The following is a 24,111-nucleotide window of genomic DNA, read 5'->3' as shown; positions in this document are numbered from 1 at the left end:
TCAGGCCTCGACCGGCGGGTAGAGGCGTTCCATGTTGTACTGCCGGTTGCGCCGGGCCGCCCACGTGGAGAGCGCGAGGAACACCCCCGTGAGCCCCACAACCACGGTGATCGCGGTCGGCAGCCGGGAGTCGATGCCGCCGACGATCAACTGCCGCAGACCGTTCACCGTATACGTCATCGGGTCCACGTGGTGGGCGTACTGGAACGGTTTCGCGGTGGTCTGCGGCGGATAAATGCCGCCCGCCGAGGTCAGCATGATCATCAGGGACGCCAGCGTCACCACGCGCCCGACGGAGGGGCCGAGCACGGCGGTGAACATCTGGATCATCGCCATGAACATCGCCACCATCAACACCATGAAGCCGAAGGTGGCCCACGGGTGCTGCGGCCGGAGCCCGACGGCGAAGACCGACACCAGCAGGAGGACCGTCGCCTGCAGGATACCGACGCCGAGTGTCGGCACGTACGACGCGAGCACCACCCGGAACGGGTGCAGGCCGTGCGCGATGGGCCGCGGCTGCAGCGGGGTGAACAGCATCCACGCGATCATGCTGCCGACGAAGATCGCCAGGCCGAAGAAGAACGGCGCGAAACCGGTGCCGAAGTTCGACGCCGGGTTCTGGTTCTCCTGCGCCAGCGTGACCGGATCGCCGAGCACCTCGGCCAGCTTCTTCTGCTGCTGATCGGTCCACTTCGGTAGTGCGTCCGCGCCCTGCTTCAGCCCGGTGGCCAGCCGGTTCGCACCGGTGCTGAGCTGTCCGAGGCCGTCGCTGAGCGTCCCGGTGCCGTCGGTGAGCCGCCCGGTCCCGTCGGTGAGCCTGCCGGTGCCGTCGGTGAGCTGCCCGGTGCCCGCGGCGAGCTGTTCGGCGCCGTCGGCGAGCTGCCCGGCGCCGTCGGTGAGCTGGGTCATGGCGCCGCGCATCTTCTCCAGGTCGTTCACCAGCGCACCCGAGGCGAACATGGTCAGCGCTTTCCGGAGGGAGCTGTTCGGGTCGTTCAGCTGTTTGGCGAACAGCGCCGCATCCTGCTGCGCGGCCTTCAGGTCGCTGTTCGACCGGGGTCCCATCCCCTGGGCTTCCAGTGCTTCCTTGACGGGGTCGAGGAGCGGTGCCAGCTGTCGTACCGAGGGATCCGGGTGCCGCTTCAGCTGCCTGCTGAGGTCGACGGTGGCCCGGTACGCCCGGGACTGCAGTTCGGTCACGGTGCCCAGCGCACGTTCGACGCGGACCAGGTTCCGGCCCAGTCGTTCCGCGGTCGCGTTCATCTCGGCGATGTCCGGCGCCCGTTCCCGGCCTCGTTTCAGCGCGTCCACCAGCGGGTCCGTGGCGGTCATGACGCCGGTGGCGAGCTCCTGCACACCGTCGTTCAGGCGGCCCGCGCCGGCGCTCAGCTTGACGGCGCCGTCGTTGAGTTTCACCGCGCCGTCGTTGAGCTTGACCGCGCCGTCGTTCAGTTCGACGGCACCGTCCTTGAGTCGATCGGCGCCGTCCTTCGCCTGGATCAGGCCCGCGGCGAGCTGACCGGAGCCGTCGGCGGCCTCGGTGATCTTGCCCAGCATCGGGTCCACGCGCTGGAAGACGACGTCGAAGGTCTGCGCTCCGACCTGCGCGCCGACCATGTTCACCACCCGCTGCGCCGCGGTCTGCCCGATCATGGTGGCCAGGTAGTTGTTCGCGTCGTTGTAGCCGAAGACGATCTGCGCCGACTTGGCGTCGCCGGACGTCGGCGAGCCGATCCGGGCACTGAAATCGGGCGGCAGGGTGATGGTGAAGTAGTACTCGCCCCGCGCCAGTCCGTCGACGGCCTCCTTCTCCGAGACCACGTGCAGGTCGAGCTGCTTGGAGTCGACCAGACCGCTGAGCACCTGTCTGCCCGCGTCGACGCGCTTCCCCTGCACCTGTGTGCCCTCGTCCGCGTTGACGATGGCCACCGGGATCTTGTCCACGGCGCCGAACGGGTTCCAGAACGCCCACAGGTAGAGCGCCCCGTACATCAGCGGCATCAGGATGATCACGGCCAGCGCCAGCCGCGGCATGCGGCCGCGGTAGTAGCGTTTGAAATCACTGCCCGGGGAGAAGGCGGCGAGCATCTTCACTGGACCCGGTCCTCTCGTTCGAGCCGGACGAACTCGTCGTCGGTCAGGTTGCCCACGCCGAGCACGTCGGTGATGCCGTCGCGCGGCACCGCGCCGTTCACGTCGGCGGTGACGATCGTCTGAGTGCGGCCGAGGTCGATGAGACGTTCGAGGAACTTCTGCGAGCTCACGTCGCGCTTCATCTTGTCCACGCCGCCGACCACCAGCAGCGGCGGTCTGCGCAGGTTCGCCATGGCGACGTGCAGGAGCGCCCCGGTGAGTTCGGGCAGTTCCTCGACGTAGGCGTCCAGCGACGGCAGCGACAGCGGCCCGAAGGTCGACCGGCACATCCGTTCCAGGTCGTCCTCCTTCGCCAGGCCCACGAGCTTGTACCAGGGCGCGTTCCAGCGCAGGTGTTCGGTCGCCACGTCGCGCACCCGGATGGTCTGCCGGATGCCGTCGACCTCGTCGATGAAGGCCATTCCGGCGTTGTCGAACAGGTGCTGCGCCTTGCCGGTGCGCCCGAACGCGGTCAGCGTGCCCGAGGTCGGTTTCATCCGACCGGCCAGGGTGAGCAGCAGTGCGGTGCGGCCGCGGCCGGCCGAGCCGACCAGGACGGTCACCCCGCCGCGCCGGATCCGCAGATCGACCGGACCGTAGACGTGGCCCCACGGGGCGTTCACGCCCAGCCCCTGTGCTTCCAGGATCACTTCGCCGTCGGGCGGTGCCTCCACCGAATCCTGACCGTCGTCCACCATCGACCGACCCTGTCTCATAGATGTCCTCCGACGTCGCCGACGACCCGTCGACGACGCGCTCGGCCGCCGCGGAAACACACGCGAGGGGGATCGTGGACGTCGGCGCCGACGGCGCGAGATCGTGGACCCGATCGGTAGGCGTCTCTCCGGACGACTGCGACTCATCATGCTAGACCTGCACCGATTCTGCATCGAATCCGATTCCGCCCGAGACGACACGATGCGAGGAACGGCACCGCGCCGAGACCGGGGTGGCCGACGGAACGACGACGCGCCGCCCGTGACGGCGGCGACACCGGCGGGGTCACCGCTTCCGGCACCGGTTTTCCGCGGCCGCTGGGCGACCCGGCGCACCCGGTAACCTGGACATCTGAGAGCGGCCGCGAGGCCGCCTGAAGGAGTCCAAGATCGTGAGCACGCCGCAACCGCCTGAGCAGCAGCCGTATCCCCCCTACGACGGTCCGACGGCCGACTACAACGCGCCGCAGCAGACCGCCGGAGTCTATCCGGATCCCGGGACCGCCGGAACCTACCCGTCCCCGGACAGCCAGGCCACCGTGCTGGTGACGAATCCCGGCAGCGGCGCCGAGGCCGCCGTACGACGCTGGCAGACCATCGCCGGGCTCGCCGTCGCCGCGGCGGCGCTCGTCGTGATCGGTTTCTTCGCGATCGGCCCGCAGGGCCGAAGTGGCCAGGCGGCGCCCCCGGTCACCACCACCATCACCGAGGTGGAGGAGGTTCACGAGGAGCCGACCACGCGGACCGCCACGCAGACCGAGGTGCAGCGCCAGACTGCCGTCCGGACCGAACGCGAGACCCGGGTCCGCACGCAGACCGTCACCGAGACCGTCACCCAGGCCGCGCCCGAACAAGGCGATCCGGTCACCGTCACCGTCACCGATACCGCCACGGTGACGGTGACGGCGCCCGGTGGCGCGGCGGAGGCACCGACCGGGTAGTCCCGGTGTCCGCCGGCTGCGTCACCGCACCTGGATCGCATAGCCGAGCCGACAACCGCATCTATTCGTGCCAATCGAGCTGAGCAGGTACTTCGTGACGACAACGCTCCGGCCGTCGACCGACCGACACCACCAGCACCGAAGCACCATCCCAGAGCAGTGATCCGGCGGCCCCGAACCCGACCCGCACCACGCCGAGACCGTCGCCGAAGTCCTGCGACTCCGCCTCGACGGCACCACACCGAACGCGATCGCCCAGGCCCTGGGCATCGGCTCACACAACACCGTCCGCCGCTGGATCGACGCCGCCGAACTCGACCCCGCCTACGCCGACCACCTCAACAACGACCACAGCCTCGTCTGACCCCACCCACCACAGACGACGGCGCCGCTCCACCAGCTGGTGGAGCGGCGCCGTCATGCGAACGGACCTACATCCCGGCGACTGTCACACCGCCAATGCCGGTCGGCTCAACTCGGTACTCGGCACTGACCCGCGGCTGGCCTCACCGGCGAGGATCCCGGCCGCCGTGGAACTGGTGCCCTGGTTCCGTCGCACCGTCCACCGGACGATGACCACGGTGAACACGGCCAGGAGGAACAGGAAACCGGCCATGAGCGAACATGGGTGTTTAATACTACTTGACAAGAAATACTTTGTATCCCCCATCTGGGGTTTCTGTGACGTTGCAAATCGGCCTTTTATTTGATGGCCCGGATGTCCTTCCGGATATCATCCATCCTCTCAATCCTTCAGGGGAATTGGGTAGACTAGCATCTAAATCCCATCCAAGAATCTTGACATTATCCGGTACAGTACCCCCAGACCGCGCCAGTCCCTCACATTGACTCCCTGCTACTCGAAGCATTTTCGGCGCCACGCCCGTCTCGGTGGGATTAGCGGTTTCAGAATTTGTTTTGACACACGCCGACATGGCTATAAGTGCTCCACCCAGGACAGCTATGCGCATGATGAAAGTTCGCTTCATTCCGAACATCTGATCCAATTATTTGTGTTTGATTGCATTACGGAGATACTCCCTGGCTGTTTCCTCGGAATTTTTGCGACTGATAAATGTAGGGTCGCATAGAAGCCATGAGCCGTCGACCTTCTTGAACTCTGCCCCATGTGGAGACGGCGGAAGTACTCCCGAATCGACTAGATCTCCATTGACAATAACCACATCGTCATTCGTTGTCAGCTTTACTGCGTCGGCTGGAATGATCGTCTTCCGGTATGCTTCGAGGAATTCCTTATAGCCCCTATCGTCAGGAGGGAACGGTTTAAGATACGGGACGCCTGTGCGTTTTTCCTGCTCCTTAACACGACGAAGCAGATCCGCATTATTAATCCGCTGTTCAGGGCATACCAATATCTGAAATTTCGCAAGTTCTTGATTTTCCGGAACTTTCCGCAAGGTTTCCGTTATCCCTTCCGCGGCATCGGTCGGGTCGTTACATGCTCCGCAAGCTACTATGACGCATAGTGCAGCGAAGAGAATCCCGGCAGCAGAAATGTGTTTCACAATGACTCCTTAAGTATTATTTCCCATTAAAGAATATTAGGGAGTGTCCGCCAGGATTCTGGACGTCAGCAACTTCTTCTTGCGGAATCTTATTTGCTGAACGTGACGCGGTAACGCACTTATTAATAACTTCCGCGAAATCCCCGTCAGACTCATGCCCAATGCGAATTCCCGTCTCATTGTTGTAGCGGTCCATCGCCTCGGAGGCTTTTGAGTATTCGGGATCGTCGGGTCTCGCTGGCGAAGTAAACTCGTGAATATTAGCTGCGGCTCGGGCGAGACTCTCGCTTCCTCTCGCCGTCATTCCACCGAGCCAAATGCAGTGACGGGCAGCATCTGCGCGTCCATCATCAATTGCGTAGCCATCTTTAACGGGAAAGTATCTCTCCGATTCGGACCATGATTTACCCTGAATATCCTCATCTCGCACACGATTGCAATGATACATACGAAGAAGACCTCCAGCTCTGCACCATACTAGCATTGCCCCATAGTCCATAATTTCATTCGGAATTATTTCTGAATCTACTTCCTGTCGTCCAGGCTGCTGTTTATTGATTCTGGAGGCCGCTGGGCTCCTTGGCGCAACCACTTGATTATTACTCGGAATAATTGTTTTAGGCTGTGTCGTTATGGGTATCCGGTTATCGCCGGCGCGGGGTGTAGAAGGATCGTATCCATTAGACTTCGTGCTGCGATCAGGTGCTCCGACGATAGGGGTTCCGTTGCTTTGTCCGGGCCCGTCCCCGGGACTTCCTTTGATTGCGGGACCAGTATTTGGGGTGCCAGCACTCCCTGGAGCGGCCGGTGAAGGCTGACCTTGAGAAGGGAGTGGTGTGTACGTGGGCACATCAATGCAAGGCCATGCAGGTCCATGTTCGGCACGCAACCGATCACATAGAGGATCCGCATTTACGAATGCTGGTGCGACAAATGGGCCAGTAGCGACGAATACGATGATTCCCAAGAGTGTGGCAAATAATGTGATCGTATATCGATGGGCAATCATATTCATGATCGTTTCCTCGGATCGCGTAACAGGATTATAGATAGTGGGGTTTGCCGTACACGTGCACCGTGGTGTCATTGGCCGCAGTCGAGATCACCACCCGGGTATACGCGCGCACCGCCACCGGACCCAGACACCCGTCGACCTTCACATGCACACCATCGAGCTCGATCCCCGCCAAAGCACCAGCCATCTGCTTGGACCCGAACGGCACATCAGCGATCGTCCCGGGCCGCAACGTCGTCGAAATACTCGGCATCAACTGACCACCGATCACCATCGCCGGCGGATACGAGATCGACATCTGCGCCGTCGGACCACTGTTTTATCGAGCACGCAATTACGTCACATCGATCAGAACCATGGGAGCACGCTGATAAAATCGGCTATCCGCTTAGCCCATTTTTGTTCCATCAGCCATTTTTGAAATGGAGTCAATCTCCCGTATCGTCGCTGCCACCATCGTCGAGGAATTTCGGGGTGCGGATCGGGGATATCGAGAAGTGGCTGTTCCCAGAATCTTTTTCGTTTGGGGCTATTCTCATCCGGGGCGGGAATTTCATCAGGAACTGAATTTATCATCACTTCAATTTTCCTTGACGTTGACGGTTGATATCGAGTCCATGTGAGATTGAGATTAGTGTAAAAAAGATTGCGGAAATGACCCAAGGCCAAATTTTAGATTCTCCCATGTTGCGCACAGCATATAGAGCGCACCCGACTCCTAGTAGCCCTGCACACGCGAATGCCACCAGGGACCATTGAATTTCGGAAGTCGCTTTCCGAATGATGAAAATTCCGGCCAATGCGACTAGATATACCGCAACAAATTCGAACACTTGGGAAGCATGTAAGCTGCCCTCGGTGATTAATAATGTGATAATTGCCCCGAATGCGACCACCGATATGGTCACTATTCCATTAATCGCGAGACGGCAAGCTGCGGGGACTCTCCGTGTATTCGCCAATTTTATTCCTGCTTCCGTGTCAACTATACGCGGATATGCGGCGGCGCCATTGGTACGTCACCATTATTATTGCCGATTACTTTGTCCGGGTCCGGATTGTTCGGACCGTCTACACCACCTTCTATATACGGTGAAGGTGCTTTTTCGGATCTCCCATCTCCTTCTTTGGGTCCAGAACCCGTCTCGGGATTAGGAGGAACAACATTGCCGGGACCTTCAGGAATCAGACGTCCATCAGGATCAGGATCAGGTTCTGGCTCGGGTGGAGGTGCCGGCGCCGGCGCCGGTGGTGGTGGAGGCGGTGGTGGAGGCGGCGGTGGTGAATAAGGTGTCGAGGGTTGTACTGGCGGCGAAGGGGTGGGAGTAGTCTTAGGGGGTTCTTCTTGTATCTCAGGCCCTCTTCCTGATGGTTCTTTAGGGCGATCATCTGGAAGTTTTGGTTTTGCCTGGTGGTCTCGATCCCATCCTGGTTCCTGTCCAGGCTGGTTCCAGCCGCGCCAGATCTCCTCCAATTTTTTGCCTGCTTCAGAGTCCTTATTTCCCTTCCACCATTTCTTCAATTGATCCCGGAAGATTCCGGAGATAAATCTTAATAGAAACTTTTTGAGAATTGCTGAAAGTGTTGCGCCAAGTATTATAGAATACTCTTCAGTGAGAACTATCCCGGCCATCCACATCAGTGCCCCTAGAAATGGGCTGGTAGGGGCAAGATATAAAACCAATAGGGCGAGTGCGATAAATACGGCAGTAGTGATTACTGCGCCAAGGATATACTTGGGTATATTCTTGATAATATCGCGTGTAATCCCAGCGCCGATGCATCCGTTGGAATGATTTCTACCAAGTGGGCACCAGCCCGCAGAAATTGCGGATTCGAGCCCTTCATTTGGACTCGGATTTCGGATATCTATTTCACTGCCTTGCCCGTGAGGTAAGGGGAGTGGTTGCACTTCGGGGCGTGCTGGCGCTGGAGTGAAACGGTTTCTCGGTACTACGGTACCTGCTGGATTTCGGTGTGTATTTATCGGTGGTACTTGAGTTGGCCGACCAATTTCGGGTGGGCTAGAAACTTCAGGTGTAGTCGTATTTTCTGGTCTGGTTGCACTTCTACCGGGAACAATAGGTGTGCCAGTGGATCTTCCTGGGCCGGAACCAGGATTGCCCTCTATAAGAGGCCCACCTCCTAGGTTTCCTGGTGTCGTTGGACGCTGATCAGGAGTGGCCTGCGTCGGCTGCGGACTATGTGTGGGAACATTAATGCATGGCCAGTTAGATCCGTGCTGAGCTCTCATCTGGTCGCATAAAGCATCTGCTCTTACCTGGCTGGAATCAAGACCAATGGACATTAGTCCTGCAAGCGAAAGGACGATCGGAAAGAGGAGTACCAGTATGCAGAATCTGGATGCTGTGGCTTTCTTGCGAAAGGCTACCTCAATGTATGGAATGAGAGATCTCAAAATATTCAATCCTTCCTGATTTTTTCAGCAGGGTGGAGTGTCGAGCATCTATGCGAAACCCGATTTTCGTATATCTCGAAGATATCCTTCGGATCGATGGTGGTGCTCTATAAATAGTGGGGTTTGCCGTACACGTGCACCGTGGTGTCATTGGCCGCGGTCGAAATCGCCACCCGGGTATACGCGCGCACCGCCACCGGACCCAGACACCCGTCGACCTTCACATGCACACCATCGAGCTCGATCCCCGCCAAAGCACCAGCCATCTGCTTGGACCCGAACGGCACATCAGCGATCGTCCCGGGCCGCAACGTCGTCGAAATACTCGGCATCAACTGACCACCGATCACCATCGCCGGCGGATACGAGATCGACATCTGCGCCGTCGGACCACCGGTCACCCCCACCGTCGCCCCGGAAGTCACATCGGTGTTGCACCCCAACTGGAAACCCGTCGCGACCGTGCCCGCGTTCACCGGCAACGTGCTCGTCCCCGCGATCCGCCCCTCACCCCGCAGACTCAAAAACCCCTCCCGCGACCAGGGCGACTGATTCAGCGGAGGCACACTACGGACCCGTTCCCTCGCCTTGACCACCGACACCCGCCACCCGTCGGCAGTCGTCTTCGACACCGTCCGATCGGCGAACGAATCGGCTTTAGCCGGCTCCGCCGACACCACCGGCCCCGAGACCAACACCCCGACCACGGCACACACTCCTGCGCCGGCCACCCGCAGCGAACGAGACATGATCATAAATTCTCCAATTCAAAACAAAGTGTCACACCGAATCATCGGCGATGAACTATGGAACGTAATGAGACCATCGATGTGCTATGTGATGATGTCTCCGACGTCTTGTAAAATGCGGGTGAGCAGGCGCTATTGGATGGCTGGTTGCCCGGTAGGAGGGGTGACGAATGAGCTCATCTTTAATTCTGGTCGGGGCAGCATGAATCACCTCATGTGTTTTGCCCATCATCGGCAACTGAACCTTTTTGGAACATGACCGATGCCGTATCGAATCTGGTCGTCCTCGCCTTCTTCGTGCTCCTATCGATCATCGTTGTGTTCCGTTGTGTGAATCTTGTCCAGGTTGACATGTTTGAGTGTGCGTCAATCAAATACCCGACTCAGGAATTTTTCAGCAGAAAATAACTATTGGCAGTTTTTCCCATCCGTTCGGACGAATTTTCAACGATCGTCTACGGAGGTTGCCGACTTCCTGTACAGTGCCATCGGCTCGGTGGACTTTCGAGTGCTTGCCGAACGAGGTGTGCGGGGTCCACGACTTCCGGAGCCGTTCAAAAAACGGTCGTTAGCTGAACATCTCGAACGCCTCGGCCGGAACCCGTGCAAAGGGCTGATCGTGCTCACCGACCTGTTCGAGCGCGGCGTCGGCGTCAAAGTACTCGAAGGCGTCGCGGCCGGCGAGCACACCGGGCGCAGCCTCCTCCTCGACCTTGCCCTCGCCCTGGCTGAGGACCGTCGAAAGCAGGAGGCTTCGACACCGGGCGCTCACTTCGTTCGCGGCCGGGCTCAACCGGCGGAGGCGGCGAAACACTCTCCTCGTCAGCGACGGCGGCTACCACGGAGAAGCGTCGGCAACGGAGGCGCAGCGCTACCGATGTGCCGACGACGACCGCTTCACTCCTGTACGACGGCGAGCTCCCGCAGACCGGGAACCACCTCGGCGGTGAACGCCTCCAGGAAACGCCGCTGGTCGGCGCCCGGGTTGTGGAACACCAGGTGGTTGAGGCCCGCGTCGACGTACGGCTTGATCTGTGCGATCGCCTCGTCCGGGGTGGACGCCACGATCCACCGCTTGGCCACCTGCTCGATCGGCAGTTCGTCGGCCAGGCGCTCCATCTCCACCGAGCTGTTCACCGAGTGCTTCTGTTCCGGGGTCAGCGAGAGCGGCGCCCAGAACCGGGTGTTCTCCAGGGCCCTGGCCGGGTCCGGGTCGTAGGAGATCTTGATCTCGATCATGCGATCGATGGCGGAGAACTCGCGCTCGGCCTTGGCCGCTCCCTCCCGCACCGCGGGGATCAGCTTCTCGGTGTAGAGCTCCATGCCCTTGCCCGAGGTGCAGATGAAGCCGTCACCGGCCCGGCCCGCGTACCGCGCGACCACCGGCCCGCCGGCAGCCACGTACACCGGGATCGGGTCCGCGGGGACGTCGTACATGTACGCGCCCTGGGTCTTGTAGTACTCGCCGTCGAAGTCCGTCAGGTTCCCGGTCCACAGCTCGCGCATCAGGCGGACCGACTCGCGCAGCCGGGCGAAACGTTCCTTGAACTCGGGCCACTCGCCGGTGAATCCGGTGGCGTACTCGTTGAGCGCCTCCCCGGATCCGACTCCGAGGAATACCCGCCCCGGGTACAGGCAGCCCATCGTGGCGAAGGCCTGGGCGATCACCGCGGGGTTGTAGCGGAACGTCGGCGTCAGCACCGAGGTGCCGAGTTGCACGCGTTCGGTGCGTTCACCGACCGCGGTGAGCCAGGCCAGCGAGAACGGCGCGTGGCCGCCGTTGTGCCGCCACGGCTGGAAGTGGTCGCTCACGGTGACCGAGTCGAGGCCGGCCTCCTCGGCGGCCACCCCGATCTCCACCAGTTCCCGGGGAGCGAACTGCTCCGCCGAGGCCTTCAGTCCGAGTTTCAGCTGCGCTGCCATCGGGGGGTGCTCCATTCGTGTTCGGGGGGACCCTTCGACACGGGCTCCTTCGTCGCCCGGCTCAGGGATCGTGTGTAGAGGTTCGGCGCCCGGTCCAGAACGTGTGTAGAGGTTCGGCGCCCGGTCCAGAACGTGTGTAGAGATTCGGCGCCCGACTCAGAGCGTGTGCAGGGGTTCGGCGCCCGGCTCAGGCGGTCAGCGGAAGGCGTCCTCGCCGGTGAGCGCCTTGGCGATCATCAGCTGATGCATCTCGCTGGTGCCCTCGTAGGTGAGCACGGACTCCAGGTTGTTGGCGTGCCGGATCACCGGGTACTCCAGGGTGATCCCGTTGGCGCCGAGGACGGTGCGGCACTCGCGGGCGATCTTGATGGCCTCGCGCACGTTGTTCAGTTTGCCCAGGCTCACCTGCTCGGGCGCGATGGACCCGTGGCCGTCGCCCGAATCCTTGATCCGGCCGAGCTGGATCGCCAGCAGGTACGCCTTCCCGAGCTCCACCGACATGTCGGCGATCTTGGCCTGCGTCATCTGGTAGCCCGACAGCGGCTTGTCGAAGACCTCGCGGGTCGCGGCGTACTCGATCGCCGTCTCCAGGCAGTCGCGGGCGGCGCCGACCGCACCGAACACGATCCCGAAGCGGGCCTCGTTCAGGCAGCTCAGCGGCCCCCGCAGCCCCCGCGCCTCGGGCAGCATCGACGACGACGGGAGCCGCACGTCGTCGAGCACGATCTCCCCGGTCACCGACGCCCGCAACGACATCTTGTTCTTGATCTCCGGGGCGCTGAATCCGGGGGTGTCGGTGGGGACGAGGAAACCGCGGATCCCCTTGGCGCCCTCCTCCAAGTCGGTGCGCGCCCACACCACGGCCACGTCCGCGACCGGCGAGTTGGTGATCCACATCTTGGCGCCGTTGAGGATCCAGTCGTCGCCGTCGCGCCGCGCGTGGGTGAGCATGCCCGCCGGATTGGACCCGAAGTCCGGTTCGGTGAGTCCGAAGCAGCCGAGGGCCTCGCCCGTGGCCATGCGCGGAAGCCACTCCTGCTTCTGCTCCTCGCCGCCCCAGCGGTGGATCGCGAACATCGCCAGCGAGCCCTGCACGGAGACGAAGCTGCGCAGACCGCTGTCGACTGCCTCGGCCTCCAGACAGGCCAGACCGTACGCCGTGGCCGACGTGCCCGCGCAGCCGTAACCGGTCAGGTGCATGCCGAACAGGCCCATGCCGCCGAGTTCGAGCGCCAGCTCCCGGGCCGGCAGCACGCCGTCGGCGAACCACTCGGCGACGTGCGGGCGCAGCCGCTTGGCGCCGAAGTCGGCGACGGTCGCGGCGATCGCGCGCTCGTCGTCGTCGAGCAGCCTGTCGATGCCGAACAGCTGCTCCGTGGTCTTGCGCTCGCTCATGCGGACCGTCCTCTCGCGTCACTCGGCGCCCGCCGCCGGACACCCCTCACCGAGGGTAGACCGGCGTCGACGCGAAGACTCGCGGTCGGCGAGGTCACCCGCGGTTCACCTGGATCTCAGCCCGTGTTCGACCGGCCTTCACATGCTCCCCGCGTCGGCCACGAAACGTCGCCGGGTGGGGCACAATCAACGCTGTGCCGATCCCCGAGGAGTTCCTGCGCGCCGCTCGGGCGCCCGCCGAACGCACCCTTGTCGACGTCCTGCTCGCCACGACGTCGGCGCATCCCAATGCGCCGGCGATCGACGACGGCGAGCAGGTCCTGACCTACGCCGAACTGCTCGCCGTGGTGCGCCGCATGGCCGGCCGGCTCGACGACGCCGGCATCGGTCGCGGTGCCCGCGTCGGCATCCGGATGCCGTCGGGGCACCGCGACCTGTACATCGGGATCCTCGCGACGCTGTTCGCCGGCGCCGCGTACGTGCCGGTGGACGCCGACGACCCGGAGGAACGCGCCGAACTGGTCTTCGGCGAGGCGCAGGTGGACGCCGTCCTCACCGGCGACGGCCTCCGCCGCCACGACGGGCGCCCCCGCACCGTCGACGCCGCCGCCGCGGCCCTGGCGCACTCCCCCGCCACCGTCGACGACGACGCCTGGATCATCTTCACCTCCGGTTCCACCGGCACCCCGAAGGGTGTCGCGGTGACCCACCGCAACGCCGCCGCGTTCGTCGACGCCGAGGCCGCGCTGTTCCTGCAGGACGAGCCGCTGGGCCCCGGCGACCGCGTGCTGGCCGGGCTGTCGGTGGCCTTCGACGCCTCCTGCGAGGAGATGTGGCTGGCCTGGCGGCACGGCGCGTGCCTGGTCCCGGCGCCGCGTTCGCTGGTGCGCTCCGGCATGGACCTGGGCCCCTGGCTGGTGAAGCGCGACGTCAACGTCGTCTCCACCGTGCCGACGCTGGCCGCGCTCTGGCCCGCCGAGGCGCTCGAAGCGGTCCGGCTGCTGATCTTCGGCGGCGAGGCGTGCCCGCCCGAGCTGGCCGACCGGCTGGCCACCGACCAGCGCGAGGTCTGGAACACCTACGGCCCCACCGAGGCCACCGTCGTCGCCTCCGCCGCCCCGCTGCGGGCCGGGGAGCCGGTGCGGATCGGCCTGCCGCTGATCGGCTGGGATCTGGTGGTGGTCGACGCCGACGGACAGCCGGTCCAGGTCGGCGAGACCGGTGAACTGGTGATCGGCGGCGTCGGACTGGCCCGCTACCTCGACCCGGCCAAGGACGCCGAGAAGTACGCGCCGCTGGAATCGGTCGGCTGGGAACGCGCCTACCGAAGCGGCGACCTGGTGAAACTCGACCCCGAGGGCCTGCTGTTCGTGGGCCGCGCCGACGATCAGGTGAAGATCGGCGGCCGTCGGATCGAGCTGGGCGAGGTGGACAACGCACTGCAGAACCTGCCCGGCGTGAGCGGCGGCGCGTGCGCCGTGCGGAAGAACGCGGCGGGCAACGCCCTGCTGATCGGGTACCTGGCCTCCACCGATCCGGACTTCGATCTGGCCGCCGCCCAGACGCGGCTCCGCGAGGAGCTGCCCGCGGCGATGGTCCCCCGGCTGGCCCTGCTCGACGAACTGCCCACCCGCACCTCCGGCAAGGTCGACCGCGACGCGCTTCCGTGGCCGCTCCCGAACGCCGCGGGCGACGACGAACCCGCGGGCGATCTGACCGCGACCGAGGCCTGGCTCGCCGAGCAGTGGAGCACGGTGCTGGGGGTGACGGTGACCGGCCCGCAGGCCGACTTCTTCGCCGAGGGCGGCGGCTCGCTCTCGGCCGCGCAGCTGGTGAGCGCGCTGCGCACCCGCTGCCCGGAGATCACCGTCGCCGACCTCTACGACCATCCGCGACTCGGTTCGCTCGCCGAACTGCTCGACTCCCTCGAGACCGACGCCGTCGTCGCGGAGCCGCGCGAGGTGAAGCCGATCCCGGCGAGCACCGGCCTGGCCCAGATCGTCGCCGCGGTGCCGCTGGCCACCCTGACCGGTGTCGCCTGGATGACCTGGCTGGGCGTCGCGAACAACGTCGGCCGGGTGATCGCCGACGCCCTCGGCCATCCCGCGCCCTGGCTGGTGCACATCTCCTGGTGGGTGCTGCTGGTCTCGTTCCTGATCTTCGTGACGCCGTTCGGCCGGCTGCTGATCGCGGCGGGCGGCGCCCGGGTGCTCCTGGCCGGCGTGCAGCCCGGCGACCATCCGCGCGGCGGCTCGGTGCACCTGCGCCTGTGGATCGCCGAACGCCTGATGGAGGCCAGCGGCGCGCACAACTCCTCCGGCGCCCCGTGGATGGCGCACCTGGCCCGCGCGCTCGGCGCGAAACTGGGCAAGGGCGTCGACCTGCACACCCTCCCGCCGGTCACCGGCATGCTGACCATCGGCGACGGCGCCGCCGTGGAACCCGAGGTGGACCTGTCCGGCTGGTGGCTCGACGGCGACGTCCTGCACCTGGGCCGCATGGAGATCAAGCGCGGCGCCACCGTCGGCTCCCGGTCGACGCTGCTGCCCGGCGCCGTGGTGGGCCGCGACGCGATCGTCGACCCCGGTTCGACGGTGATCGGCAAGGTCAAGGCCCGTCAGCGGTGGGCCGGTTCGCCCGCGGTGAAGCTCGGCAAGGCCAAGACGCACTGGCCGGAGGAGCGCCCGAAGTCGCGCCGTTACTGGGTGCCGATCTATGCGCTGTCGGCGCTGCTCATCGCCGGGATCCCGCTGGTCTCGCTGGCCGTCGGACTGGTGGTGACGTTTTCGTGGTCGCTCGCCTCCGGCGACCTCGGTTCGGCGGCGCTGCGCGCGGTGATCCTGAGTCCGCTCGGCATGCTCGCGGCGCTGGCCACGTTCGCGCTGGTCACCCTCGTCGTCGTCCGGCTGGCGGCGATCGGCCTGAAACCCGGCTCGTATCCGGTGCGCAGCGCGACGGGCTGGAAGGTGTGGCTCACCGAGCGCGTGATGGACTCCGCGCGCACCTACCTGTTCCCGCTGTACGCGAGCCTGCTGACGCCGTGGTGGTTCCGGGCGCTGGGCGCCACGATCGGCAAGAACACCGAGATCTCCACCGCGCTGGTGATCCCCAAGTTCACCGTGGTCGGCGACGAGTCGTTCCTCGCCGACGACACGATGGTGGCGTCGTACGAGCTCGGCGGCGGCTGGATGCGGATCGGCGAGGCCCGCGTGGGCAAGCGCGCCTTCCTCGGCAACTCCGGCATGGTGGCGCCCGAACGCAAGGTCCCCAAGGGCGGTCTGGTGGCGGTGCTGTCGGCCGCCCCGGTCAAGGCGAAGGCGGGGTCGAGCTGGCTCGGCAGTCCGCCGCAGCGGCTGCGTCGTACCGCCGGCGACACCGACTCCGAACGTACCTTCGCCCCGCCGCTGCGCCTGAAGATCGCACGCTCGGTGGTCGAGACGCTGCGGCTGGTGGCGGTGTGGGTCTCGTTCCTCCTCGGTATCGGGGTGCTGCTGACGCTGGAGGCGATCGCGGAGTCGACCGATGCCCTGGTCGCGACGCTGGCGAGCGGAGTGGTGCTGCTCACCGCCGGCATCGTGGCCGGCATCGTGGCGGCCGCCGCCAAGTGGCTGGTGATCGGACGCGTCCGGGCGAGCGAACACCCGCTGTGGAGTTCGTTCATCTGGCGCAACGAACTCTCCGATGCGTTCGTCGAGACCGTCGCCGCCCCCTGGTTCGCCAACGCCGCCACCGGCACCCCGGTGCTCAACTGGTGGTTGCGGGCGCTCGGCGCCAAGATCGGCCGCGGCGTCTGGTGCGAGTCGTACTGGCTGCCCGAGGCCGACCTGGTGGAACTGGGCGACGGCGCCAACGTCCAGCGCGGCTGCGTGGTGCAGACCCACCTGTTCCACGACCGCGTGATGGCCATCGACGCCGTCCGGCTCGGACCCGGCGCCACGCTCGGCCCGCACTGCGTGGCCCTGCCCGCCTCCGAGATCGGCGACGCCGCGACCGTCGGCCCCGGTTCACTGGTGATGCGCGGCGACCAGGTCCCCGACTACACCCGCTGGCAGGGCAATCCGATCGCCCCCTGGCCGCGCGGATGACGCAGACGCCGCCGTCGAAGCAGCACCGGCGGCTGAAGATCGCCCTCATCGCGACCGGCGCCCTCGCCGCGGTGCTGGTCGCGGTGCTGATCGTGCTCTTCGTGCTGTTCGTGACCGTGTGGAACTTCCCGTTCGGCGACGACGACGCCTACCAGCCCGACCACATGGATGCCGGCCGCGCCGCGAAGGCCTTCGCCTCCCGCGACGTCACGATCCCGTCGGAGTTCGAGTTCGTCCGCGCCACCCGGCTGCCGGTGTTCACCGGGAAGGAGTCGTATTCGGGGCGCTACCGGATCACCGCATCGCTCGACCGGGCCCGCGCCCTGGTCACCGCCGCGAATCCGTCGTTCCCGGTGTTCTCCGAGCTGACCTGTGCCGATGAGAACCAGAAGAGCCTCGCGGCGCTCGTCCCGCTCCCGTGCCCGCCGGGCACCCCCGTGCTGGCGAGCGTCCGCCACTCCCTGCCCCAGCACGTCGATCCCCCGCCGGACTCCGAGGTCCTGATACTGGTCGTGCACGGCGCCGACGTCGAACTGGTCGTCGAGGCGACCGGACACTGACCGGAGTCGCCCCGATCATCAGGGATTCCGAGACCCCTCGACTCGCTGGTCGATCCGCCGGTCGCCGGTCTCTGGTCGAGCCACCGGTCGCCGGTCTCTGGTCGATCCGCCAGTCGCCGGTCGCTGGTCGAGCCACCGGTCGCTAGTCGCTGGTCGAGCCACCGGTCGCCAATCGCTGGTTGAGCCGCCGGAGGAACGAAGTGACGACGGCGTGTCGAAACCACCCCGTCCAGACACGAGTGCGGAGGCACGTCGCCCCGACCCGCCTGCGGAGATCATCCGGTGGAGATCACGAGGTCGCGGCGGCGTCGTTCCCGCCGAACGAGATCTTCGAGGTCGTGCCCTCGGGGATGCGGATCGGACTCGATGCCGGGGCCGATGCCGGACTCCGATCCGCCGCCGGCCCGCCGGGGCGGCCCCGGCCCCCCGGTCCGTTCTGCGGTCGCCCGACTCCGGGCGGGACGACCGGGGCGGGTACGCCGCCCGGAGAGAACCCCGTCGACGCCGGGTGCCGAGGCGCCGGAACACGCTGCGGCGGGCCGGACCGCGGAGATCCGGGCGACTGCGATCGAGGTCCGGACGACTGCAGACCCGGCTGAGGTGCACGACCGGGCTGAGGCGCTGGTCCGGGCTGCGGCGGACCGTACTGCGGGCGGGCGGACTGCGGCGGGCCGTTCCGGGGCCTGCCGTATCCGGGCCCGGGCGCGACGCCGGAGGCCTGGGCGGGCACGACGCCGGAGGCCGGGCCGGACGGACAGACGGCAGGGGCCCCGTCCGTCGGTGCAGGTCCGACGGGATCCGACTGAGATCCGGACTCGGGATCGGGACCACCGGCGAGCGCCCTCGCGTACGCCAGCGTCGTCGCACCGTCCGCGAACAGCGGCATGCCCTTCCCGAGGAGCACGGCGTAGAATATCCCGATCACCAGGAACAGGATCGCGCCGGGGATCGTCGTCCGGGACAGCAGGAAGCCGATCGACAGCGTCCCGAGCGCGACGGGCAGCGCCCGGACCAGGTGCTCCCGCCCCGGGAGCCCCCGCAGCCGGCTCGAGGACCGCGCACCGCCGGACCGCATCTCGTAGCGCACGGCACCGGGAGAGTACTGCCCGGGTCCGGACCGACACGGGTGCTGAGAGGGACTGGTCATCGAATGTTCTCCCTCAGTCGCATTCCGCCACGATGCTCCCCATGCGGGCGCGCACGTACGCGTTGGTCGCGATGGAGTCGTCGTGGAGTCCCTCGAGCGTCTCACCGTCCGAACGGATGCCCGCATCCGGATACGACTTCGCCGCCGACGCCAACCGCCCCATCTCCGGGCCCTCGGTCGCGACCTTCGGGGTGTCCGACATCCGCGCCTGCAACTCCCGGTACGCCGCGCACAGCGATTCCCGGGACGTCGCATACGACGAACCGCTCGAAGAACTGCTCGATCCTCCGCAGCTGACGGCACCCCCGGACAGCAGACAGACGATCAGCACCGCGCCGAGCGCCACCGGGAGCGGCGGCGTCTTCGCCACCAGCGTCGACACGGCGTTCCTCCCGCCGGTCGGCGGGTCGGCCTGCACCACCGACTCCTGCGGCTCCGGTATCCGCGGCTCCGGCATCTGCGGTCGCGACGGTCCTGGTCGCCGCCGTCCGGGTCCCGGGCCGCCCACCGCGGGACGTCCGGTCACCGGGGATCCCGGCGCCGGTCCGGGCATGCCCGGACTCCCGGACCGTCGAGGCTCCATGGACGGAAAATAGCACGGCGACAGGACGATCCGGCGGCACCGCGCAGGGGGAGCCCCCGTCGACCGGTCCGGTGCGGACGACCGAACCGCGGCGTGTCCGCCGGATCCGCCGCGTCGGCCCGGACCGATCGGGAGGCCGCCCGCCACCGTGTCACGACGGGGGCCCGAGTCACGACTGAGCCGGGCGATCCCCGCGCGCGGAACCGCATCTCCCCGGTAGGCTTCATGAGATCGCGACATCTCATACCGCATCCCGCTGAGAAACGCCCCGTCCCGGACTTAAGGAGAGCGCAACGTGCCGAGCAAGGGCAAAGGGATCACCCACACCCCGACACTCAGCGGCACCTCGCACGAACTCGACCCGTACCTGCCGAACAGCGGCAACCTCGGTTTCCGCGTCTCCCGCTACGACCTCGAGCTGGACTATCGCGTCGCCTCCAACCGGATGCGCGGGACCGCGACGGTCACGGCGACGTCGTACCAGCGGCTGCTCCGCTTCACCCTGGACCTGGGCCGGGCCCTGCGGGTCGAGCGCGTCACCGTCAACGGCAAGCAGGCGCGGCACGCACATCGCGGGGGCAAACTGACGATCACGCCCGGGCAGGCGATCCCGCCGGGCGGCGCGATGACCATCGTCGTCCGGTACGGCGGCAATCCGAAACCGATCCGGAGCGACTGGGGCACCGTCGGCTGGGAAGAACTCCACAACGGTTCGCTGTGCGCCAACCAGCCCAACGGCGCACCGTCGTGGTTCCCCTGCGACGACCACCCCGAGGCCAAGGCCCCGTTCCAGATCACCATCACCACCGACAGCCCGTACTACGCGCTGGCCAACGGCGTCCTGATCGCCAAGAAGCGCTCGGCGGCGACCACCACCTGGGTGTACGAGCAGGTGGAGCCGATGGCCACCTACCTGGCGTCGATCCAGATCGGCGAGTACGAGCATCGCCGTCTCGCGAGTTCCCCGGTACCGGTCTACGCGCTCTCCCCGCGCCGATTCGGGCGGAGGTTCGACGAGAGCTTCCGGAACCAGGTCGCCATGGTGGAGACGTTCACCGAGCTCTTCGGCCCGTACCCGTTCCCGCAGTACACCGCGGTGGTGGTCGACGAGGATCTGGACATCCCGCTGGAGGCGCAGGGGTTCTCCACCTTCGGCGCCAACCACTGCGACGGCAGCCTGACGCACGAACGCCTGATCGCCCACGAACTGGCCCACCAGTGGTTCGGCAACTCGGTGACCCTCGGGCGCTGGCGCGACATCTGGCTCAACGAGGGGTTCGCCTGCTACGCGGAGTGGATCTGGAGTCAGCGCAGCGGCGGCCGCTCGGCCGACGAGTGGGCGCGGCACTACCACGCCAAGCTCGCGGCGAACCCGGTCCGCCTGGCGCTGGCCGATCCGCAGCCGAAGACCATGTTCGACGACTGGGTGTACAAGCGCGGCGCCATCACCCTGCACGCCCTCCGGTTGAAGCTGGGCGACGGCGCGTTCTTCCAGCTCCTGCGCCGCTGGACCGACAAGTACCGCTACCGCGCCGCCATCACCGAGGACTTCATCGCGCTGGCCGGCACGTACACCTCGGAGTCGCTGAACGACTTCTGGCGCGACTGGCTGTTCGTCCCCGAACTCCCGCCGTTCCCCGGCCCCCGCTGACTCCGGCCCCGCCGGCCCGAGCGGACCGCGAGAGCTGTCCTCCGATCATTCGGGCCGAGCGGGCACCGCCCGGTTCGGCGCGGAGGCCCGGGTGTCGAACCGGGTGCTCGCGAGTCGTCGTTCGGCGATCGTCACCAGATCGAGGATCTCGCGCGCCAGATACCCCGTCGAGTTCCGTGCCAGCGACTTCCGGTGCAACACCCCGGCATCCGCCAGTTCCTCCAGAGCCTGTTTGGCGGAGAGGAACGACACCCCGAGCACGCGTTCGACGGTCCGTGCCGTCAGCACCGGCGCTTCGGGAAGCATGTTCAGCGTCTTCGCCGTCGCCGAGTCGGCTCGCGGTTCCGTCCGTTTGCCCTGTGCGGCACGAGACTCCGCCAGCCGCGTGCGCCACCGTCCGTCCAGTTCGGCGACCTCTGCCGCGATGCGACGAGCCTGTTCCACGGCCATGCCCGCCGCGTCGACGAAGAAGGCCAGCCAGTCGGCGGTGCCGGCACCGGCGGTCTCCGTCCGCGGCTCACCGATGTAGCGGTATCGGCTGAGCATCTCGATGTATCGATCGCTGAAGGTAGCGAGAACGAGACTGACCGGCAGCACCCCGTCTCGGGCCGTCCCGCCGCGAGCGAGAGCGGTGTGGATGAGCGCACGACCGACCCGACCGTTGCCGTCGGTGAACGGGTGGATCGTCTCGAACTGGGCGTGCACGAGACCCGCCTGCAACAGCGGACCGTGTGTCGCACCGTTGAGGTAGCCGATCAGATCGTCGATCAGCGGCGAGACGTATTCCACCGGTGGCGGAACGAAGACGGCCCCGATCGGATTCCAGTCGTTCCCCCCGATCCAGTTCTGGACCCGCCGCAGTCCGTGATGACGTTCGTCCGGCAGCAGGGCATCGTGCAGGGCGACGACATCGTCCACCGCGACACGATCGGCCGAGACCAGTTCCTCCGTCGCCTTCCGCAAGACGACGATGTTGTTCGCGACCAGTTGCGCCTGAGCACTGATCCCCCGTACGTCCTCGGAGATCGCCAGCTCCGCGAGCGCGACCTGTTGCGGAGACGGTGCGACGCCCTCGATCCGGGAACTCGAGATCGCCTCCGAGCGCGTGAGCAGTCGGGAGATCGCCGCGAGACCGTCCGCGCCCGGCTGATCCGAGAGAGCTCGGATCGCGCGTTCGACCCGCGCCGCGGCCTCGGCCAGTCCCGGCGGCACCGCGAGCGGACGGCTTCCGAGCGGGTCCGGAATGTACGACGAGTACCGTCCGCCCCGTTGCGAGGCGCGCGAGTACCCGGCATCCGGATCACTCTCCCAGCAGCGTTCCTCGTACCGCGCCATGTGCACCCTTTACTCGTCGACCTGCAACGGTTCGCCCGATCATTTAAGTATAGGTACCCATCCTTAAACGAGATCCCGCACGATGCAGGGATACCGCCGATCCCCACGTCGTCGTCCCCGGGCCCGCTCCCGCGGGGCTTGCGTTGGAGTGCACTCGAAGCCATAGCGTGGCGTCCATGCCCGAACACCGCGCCCTCTCCATCGCCGAAGTGTCCGCCCGGACCGGCCTGTCCCGCGACACCCTGCGCTGGTACGAGTCCGAAGGTCTGATCCCCCGCGTGCCCCGCGACTCCGCCGGGATCCGGAGGTACGACGACGCGACCGTCACGATGATCGACCTGCTGGTCCGGCTGCGGCGCACCGGGATGCCGGTCGCCCGGATGCGCGACTTCGTGACCATGGTGGAGCAGGGCGCACGCACCCACGGCCGCCGGATGCGACTGCTGGAGGACCACCGCGAGGAGATCGAGTCCCGGATCCGGGAACTCGTCGACGACCTCGACGCCGTCGACCGGAAGATCGCGCACTACCGACACCTGATCGACCGCGGACTCGACTGCGCGGAACAGCCCGTCACCGATCCGGACGAGCGCGCCGAGCAGCGTCGTACCGGCGAACACCACTGAGAAGGAGACTCTTCATGCACACGATCACCCTGGGCGACGACCTGACCACCTCCGCGATGGGCTTCGGCGCGATGGCCGTGACACCGGTCTACGGCGGCACCGACGAGGCGACCGCGCTCGCCGTGCTGCACGCCGCGGTCGACGCGGGGATCACGTTCCTCGACACCGCGGACGTCTACGGCGCACCCGAGCCGGGGACCGACGGCCCGGCCGGAACCAACGAACGACTGGTCGCGCGCCTGCTCGCCGACCGCCGCGACGAGGTGACCCTGGCCACCAAGTTCGGCATCACCGGACGGATCGGCGCCGGCGTCGATCCGGGGATCAAACGCACCCGGGGCGACGCCGAATACGTACGACACGCCTGCAATGCCTCACTGCGCCGGCTCGGCACCGACGTCATCGACCTCTGGTACATGCACCGCCGCGACATCGAGGTCCCGATCGAGGAGACCGTCGGCGCGATGGCCGAGATGGTGGCCGCGGGCAAGGTCCGCAGTCTCGGGCTGTCCGAGGTGACCGCGTCGGAGCTCCGCGCCGCGCACACGGTGGCACCGATCGCCGCGGTGCAGAGCGAGTGGAGTCTGTGGTCCCGCGACGTGGAGGAGCACGTGGTGCCCGCGTGCGCCGAACTCGGCGTCGGCTTCGTCCCCTATTCGCCGCTGGGCCGCGGCTTCCTCACCGGCACGCTGACCCGCGAGCAGGTGGCCGCCGATCTGCGCGGTAACACGGCCCGGACCGGCGAGAACTGGGCGGCCAACCAGCGGGTGGTCGACGCGGTGGCCGCCGTCGCCGAGCGCCTGCACGCCACCAACGCCCAGGTCGCCCTCGCCTGGCTGTACGCCGCGGGACGTCGTGCCGGGGTGCCGACGGTCCCGATCCCCGGCACCCGCTCGATCGCCCGGATCACCGAGAACGCCGCCGCCGTCGACCTGATGCTCGACGACGAGGCGCTCACCGCCCTCGACGCGGTGGCCGATCTGACGGTGGGCGGCCGCAACATCGTCGCCGATCCGTCCTGGATCTCGTCCGGCCGCGAATGAACTCCCGGCCCGGGAGCCGAGCCGAGGCGCCGACCGAGACCGCTGTTCCGCCCCCCTGAGCCGGGCCGAGGCGCCGGCCGAGACCACTGTTCCGCTCCCCGAGCCGGGCCGAGACGCCGGCCGAGACCGCTGTTCCGCTCCCTGAGCCGGGCCGAGGCGTTAGCCGAGGAGCGAGTCGAAGGGTCTGACGGAGAACGATCACCGAGCCCCTTCGACACGCGGCCTCGTTCCTCGGCCGCGGCTCAGGGAGCGGGGAGCCGG

At 66.3% G+C, this 24,111-nt stretch carries 21 protein-coding genes; 7 read left to right on the top strand and 14 right to left on the bottom strand.

The annotated features are described in order from the left end of the window. Both QM809_RS06000 and QM809_RS05995 read right to left on the bottom strand, forming a co-directional pair. Window positions 1–2,091, bottom strand: coding sequence for a YhgE/Pip family protein (locus QM809_RS06000; RefSeq protein ID WP_415047018.1), 2,091 nt, complete (start codon window positions 2,089–2,091; stop codon window positions 1–3). A 2-nt stretch (window positions 2,092–2,093) separates the two neighbouring features. Further along, window positions 2,094–2,852 carry an ATP-binding cassette domain-containing protein gene (locus QM809_RS05995; protein WP_415044899.1) on the bottom strand — a complete coding sequence of 253 codons (759 nt, stop codon included), beginning with the start codon at window positions 2,850–2,852 and terminating at the stop codon, window positions 2,094–2,096. Between the two features lie 392 nt (window positions 2,853–3,244). Here QM809_RS05995 and QM809_RS05990 point away from each other — a divergent pair, with 392 nt between their 5' ends. Then, window positions 3,245–3,793: a hypothetical protein gene (locus QM809_RS05990; protein ID WP_415044898.1), complete on the top strand. Its 549-nt coding sequence runs from the start codon at window positions 3,245–3,247 to the stop codon at window positions 3,791–3,793. A gap of 214 nt (window positions 3,794–4,007) precedes the next feature. Next, the gene (locus QM809_RS05985; protein WP_415047017.1) at window positions 4,008–4,157 is read left to right on the top strand and encodes a helix-turn-helix domain-containing protein; all 150 of its coding nucleotides are present in this window, start codon (window positions 4,008–4,010) and stop codon (window positions 4,155–4,157) included. Between the two features lie 84 nt (window positions 4,158–4,241). Here the strand turns inward: QM809_RS05985 and QM809_RS05980 are convergent, their stop codons facing one another. From QM809_RS05980 to QM809_RS05940, 9 genes are all read right to left on the bottom strand, one after another. Then, the gene (locus QM809_RS05980) at window positions 4,242–4,409 is read right to left on the bottom strand and encodes a hypothetical protein (protein WP_415044897.1); all 168 of its coding nucleotides are present in this window, start codon (window positions 4,407–4,409) and stop codon (window positions 4,242–4,244) included. 391 nt (window positions 4,410–4,800) lie between these two features. Next, window positions 4,801–5,319: a hypothetical protein gene (locus tag QM809_RS05975; protein WP_415044896.1), complete on the bottom strand. Its 519-nt coding sequence runs from the start codon at window positions 5,317–5,319 to the stop codon at window positions 4,801–4,803. A 16-nt stretch (window positions 5,320–5,335) separates the two neighbouring features. After that, on the bottom strand, window positions 5,336–5,767 hold the full coding sequence (locus QM809_RS05970) for a DUF6973 domain-containing protein (RefSeq protein ID WP_415044895.1): 432 nt from the start codon (window positions 5,765–5,767) through the stop codon (window positions 5,336–5,338). 595 nt (window positions 5,768–6,362) lie between these two features. Beyond that, window positions 6,363–6,632: an MspA family porin gene (locus QM809_RS05965; RefSeq protein WP_415044894.1), complete on the bottom strand. Its 270-nt coding sequence runs from the start codon at window positions 6,630–6,632 to the stop codon at window positions 6,363–6,365. Window positions 6,633–7,319: 687 nt separating this feature from the next. Next, window positions 7,320–7,973, bottom strand: a complete 654-nt coding sequence (locus tag QM809_RS05960) for a hypothetical protein (protein WP_415044893.1) — start codon at window positions 7,971–7,973, stop codon at window positions 7,320–7,322. An 887-nt stretch (window positions 7,974–8,860) separates the two neighbouring features. Then, complete coding sequence (locus QM809_RS05955) at window positions 8,861–9,469, bottom strand: MspA family porin (RefSeq protein ID WP_415044892.1); 609 nt, start codon at window positions 9,467–9,469, stop codon at window positions 8,861–8,863. 601 nt (window positions 9,470–10,070) lie between these two features. After that, window positions 10,071–10,316, bottom strand: a complete 246-nt coding sequence (locus QM809_RS05950; protein WP_415044891.1) for a hypothetical protein — start codon at window positions 10,314–10,316, stop codon at window positions 10,071–10,073. An 83-nt stretch (window positions 10,317–10,399) separates the two neighbouring features. Beyond that, window positions 10,400–11,425, bottom strand: coding sequence for a glucose-6-phosphate dehydrogenase (coenzyme-F420) (fgd, locus tag QM809_RS05945; protein ID WP_415044890.1), 1,026 nt, complete (start codon window positions 11,423–11,425; stop codon window positions 10,400–10,402). Between the two features lie 195 nt (window positions 11,426–11,620). Continuing rightward, the gene (locus tag QM809_RS05940; protein ID WP_415044889.1) at window positions 11,621–12,820 is read right to left on the bottom strand and encodes an acyl-CoA dehydrogenase family protein; all 1,200 of its coding nucleotides are present in this window, start codon (window positions 12,818–12,820) and stop codon (window positions 11,621–11,623) included. A gap of 194 nt (window positions 12,821–13,014) precedes the next feature. Between QM809_RS05940 and QM809_RS05935 the strand changes: the two genes are divergently transcribed. Beyond that, on the top strand, window positions 13,015–16,905 hold the full coding sequence (locus QM809_RS05935; RefSeq protein WP_415044888.1) for a Pls/PosA family non-ribosomal peptide synthetase: 3,891 nt from the start codon (window positions 13,015–13,017) through the stop codon (window positions 16,903–16,905). Beyond that, window positions 16,902–17,465, top strand: coding sequence for a hypothetical protein (locus QM809_RS05930; RefSeq protein WP_415044887.1), 564 nt, complete (start codon window positions 16,902–16,904; stop codon window positions 17,463–17,465). The genes QM809_RS05935 and QM809_RS05930 overlap by 4 nt, the downstream gene beginning before the upstream one ends. Before the next feature lie 289 nt (window positions 17,466–17,754). On the opposite strand, the gene QM809_RS05925 is transcribed toward QM809_RS05930, so the two are convergent. Further along, window positions 17,755–18,612 (bottom strand): hypothetical protein, encoded by an 858-nt coding sequence (locus QM809_RS05925; protein ID WP_415044886.1) that lies wholly within the window; start codon window positions 18,610–18,612, stop codon window positions 17,755–17,757. 13 nt (window positions 18,613–18,625) lie between these two features. Beyond that, complete coding sequence (locus tag QM809_RS05920; protein WP_415044885.1) at window positions 18,626–19,138, bottom strand: hypothetical protein; 513 nt, start codon at window positions 19,136–19,138, stop codon at window positions 18,626–18,628. 352 nt (window positions 19,139–19,490) lie between these two features. Here QM809_RS05920 and QM809_RS05915 point away from each other — a divergent pair, with 352 nt between their 5' ends. Continuing rightward, window positions 19,491–20,846: a M1 family metallopeptidase gene (locus QM809_RS05915; RefSeq protein WP_415044884.1), complete on the top strand. Its 1,356-nt coding sequence runs from the start codon at window positions 19,491–19,493 to the stop codon at window positions 20,844–20,846. 45 nt (window positions 20,847–20,891) lie between these two features. Here QM809_RS05915 and QM809_RS05910 read toward each other — a convergent pair whose 3' ends face one another. Then, on the bottom strand, window positions 20,892–22,181 hold the full coding sequence (locus tag QM809_RS05910; RefSeq protein ID WP_415044883.1) for a Fic family protein: 1,290 nt from the start codon (window positions 22,179–22,181) through the stop codon (window positions 20,892–20,894). Window positions 22,182–22,357: 176 nt separating this feature from the next. On the opposite strand from QM809_RS05910, the gene QM809_RS05905 reads away from it, so the two are divergent. Both QM809_RS05905 and QM809_RS05900 read left to right on the top strand, forming a co-directional pair. Continuing rightward, window positions 22,358–22,807, top strand: coding sequence for a MerR family transcriptional regulator (locus QM809_RS05905; RefSeq protein ID WP_415044882.1), 450 nt, complete (start codon window positions 22,358–22,360; stop codon window positions 22,805–22,807). Window positions 22,808–22,821: 14 nt separating this feature from the next. Beyond that, a complete protein-coding gene (locus tag QM809_RS05900; RefSeq protein WP_415044881.1) occupies window positions 22,822–23,850 on the top strand; it encodes an aldo/keto reductase in 1,029 nt (342 codons plus the stop codon). The last annotated feature ends 261 nt before the right edge of the window (window positions 23,851–24,111 follow it).

This window comes from Gordonia sp. (in: high G+C Gram-positive bacteria) (assembly GCF_047600385.1).
Lineage (GTDB): Bacteria > Actinomycetota > Actinomycetes > Mycobacteriales > Mycobacteriaceae > Gordonia.
This window is presented reverse-complemented; position numbering and strand designations above follow the sequence as displayed.

Bases quoted from the DNA above. Each gene is read 5' to 3' on its own strand.
- QM809_RS05900 (WP_415044881.1), top strand. From the start codon at position 22,822: ATGCACACGATCACCCTGGGCGACGACCTGACCACCTCCGCGATGGGC.
- QM809_RS05905 (WP_415044882.1), top strand. From the start codon at position 22,358: ATGCCCGAACACCGCGCCCTCTCCATCGCCGAAGTGTCCGCCCGGACC.
- fgd (WP_415044890.1), bottom strand. From the start codon at position 11,425: ATGGCAGCGCAGCTGAAACTCGGACTGAAGGCCTCGGCGGAGCAGTTC.
- QM809_RS05960 (WP_415044893.1), bottom strand. From the start codon at position 7,973: ATGTGGATGGCCGGGATAGTTCTCACTGAAGAGTATTCTATAATACTT.
- QM809_RS05930 (WP_415044887.1), top strand. From the start codon at position 16,902: ATGACGCAGACGCCGCCGTCGAAGCAGCACCGGCGGCTGAAGATCGCC.
- QM809_RS05995 (WP_415044899.1), bottom strand. From the start codon at position 2,852: ATGAGACAGGGTCGGTCGATGGTGGACGACGGTCAGGATTCGGTGGAG.
- QM809_RS05910 (WP_415044883.1), bottom strand. From the start codon at position 22,181: ATGGCGCGGTACGAGGAACGCTGCTGGGAGAGTGATCCGGATGCCGGG.
- QM809_RS05940 (WP_415044889.1), bottom strand. From the start codon at position 12,820: ATGAGCGAGCGCAAGACCACGGAGCAGCTGTTCGGCATCGACAGGCTG.
- QM809_RS06000 (WP_415047018.1), bottom strand. From the start codon at position 2,091: ATGCTCGCCGCCTTCTCCCCGGGCAGTGATTTCAAACGCTACTACCGC.
- QM809_RS05965 (WP_415044894.1), bottom strand. From the start codon at position 6,632: ATGTCGATCTCGTATCCGCCGGCGATGGTGATCGGTGGTCAGTTGATG.
- QM809_RS05980 (WP_415044897.1), bottom strand. From the start codon at position 4,409: ATGGCCGGTTTCCTGTTCCTCCTGGCCGTGTTCACCGTGGTCATCGTC.
- QM809_RS05970 (WP_415044895.1), bottom strand. From the start codon at position 5,767: ATGTATCATTGCAATCGTGTGCGAGATGAGGATATTCAGGGTAAATCA.
- QM809_RS05925 (WP_415044886.1), bottom strand. From the start codon at position 18,612: ATGACCAGTCCCTCTCAGCACCCGTGTCGGTCCGGACCCGGGCAGTAC.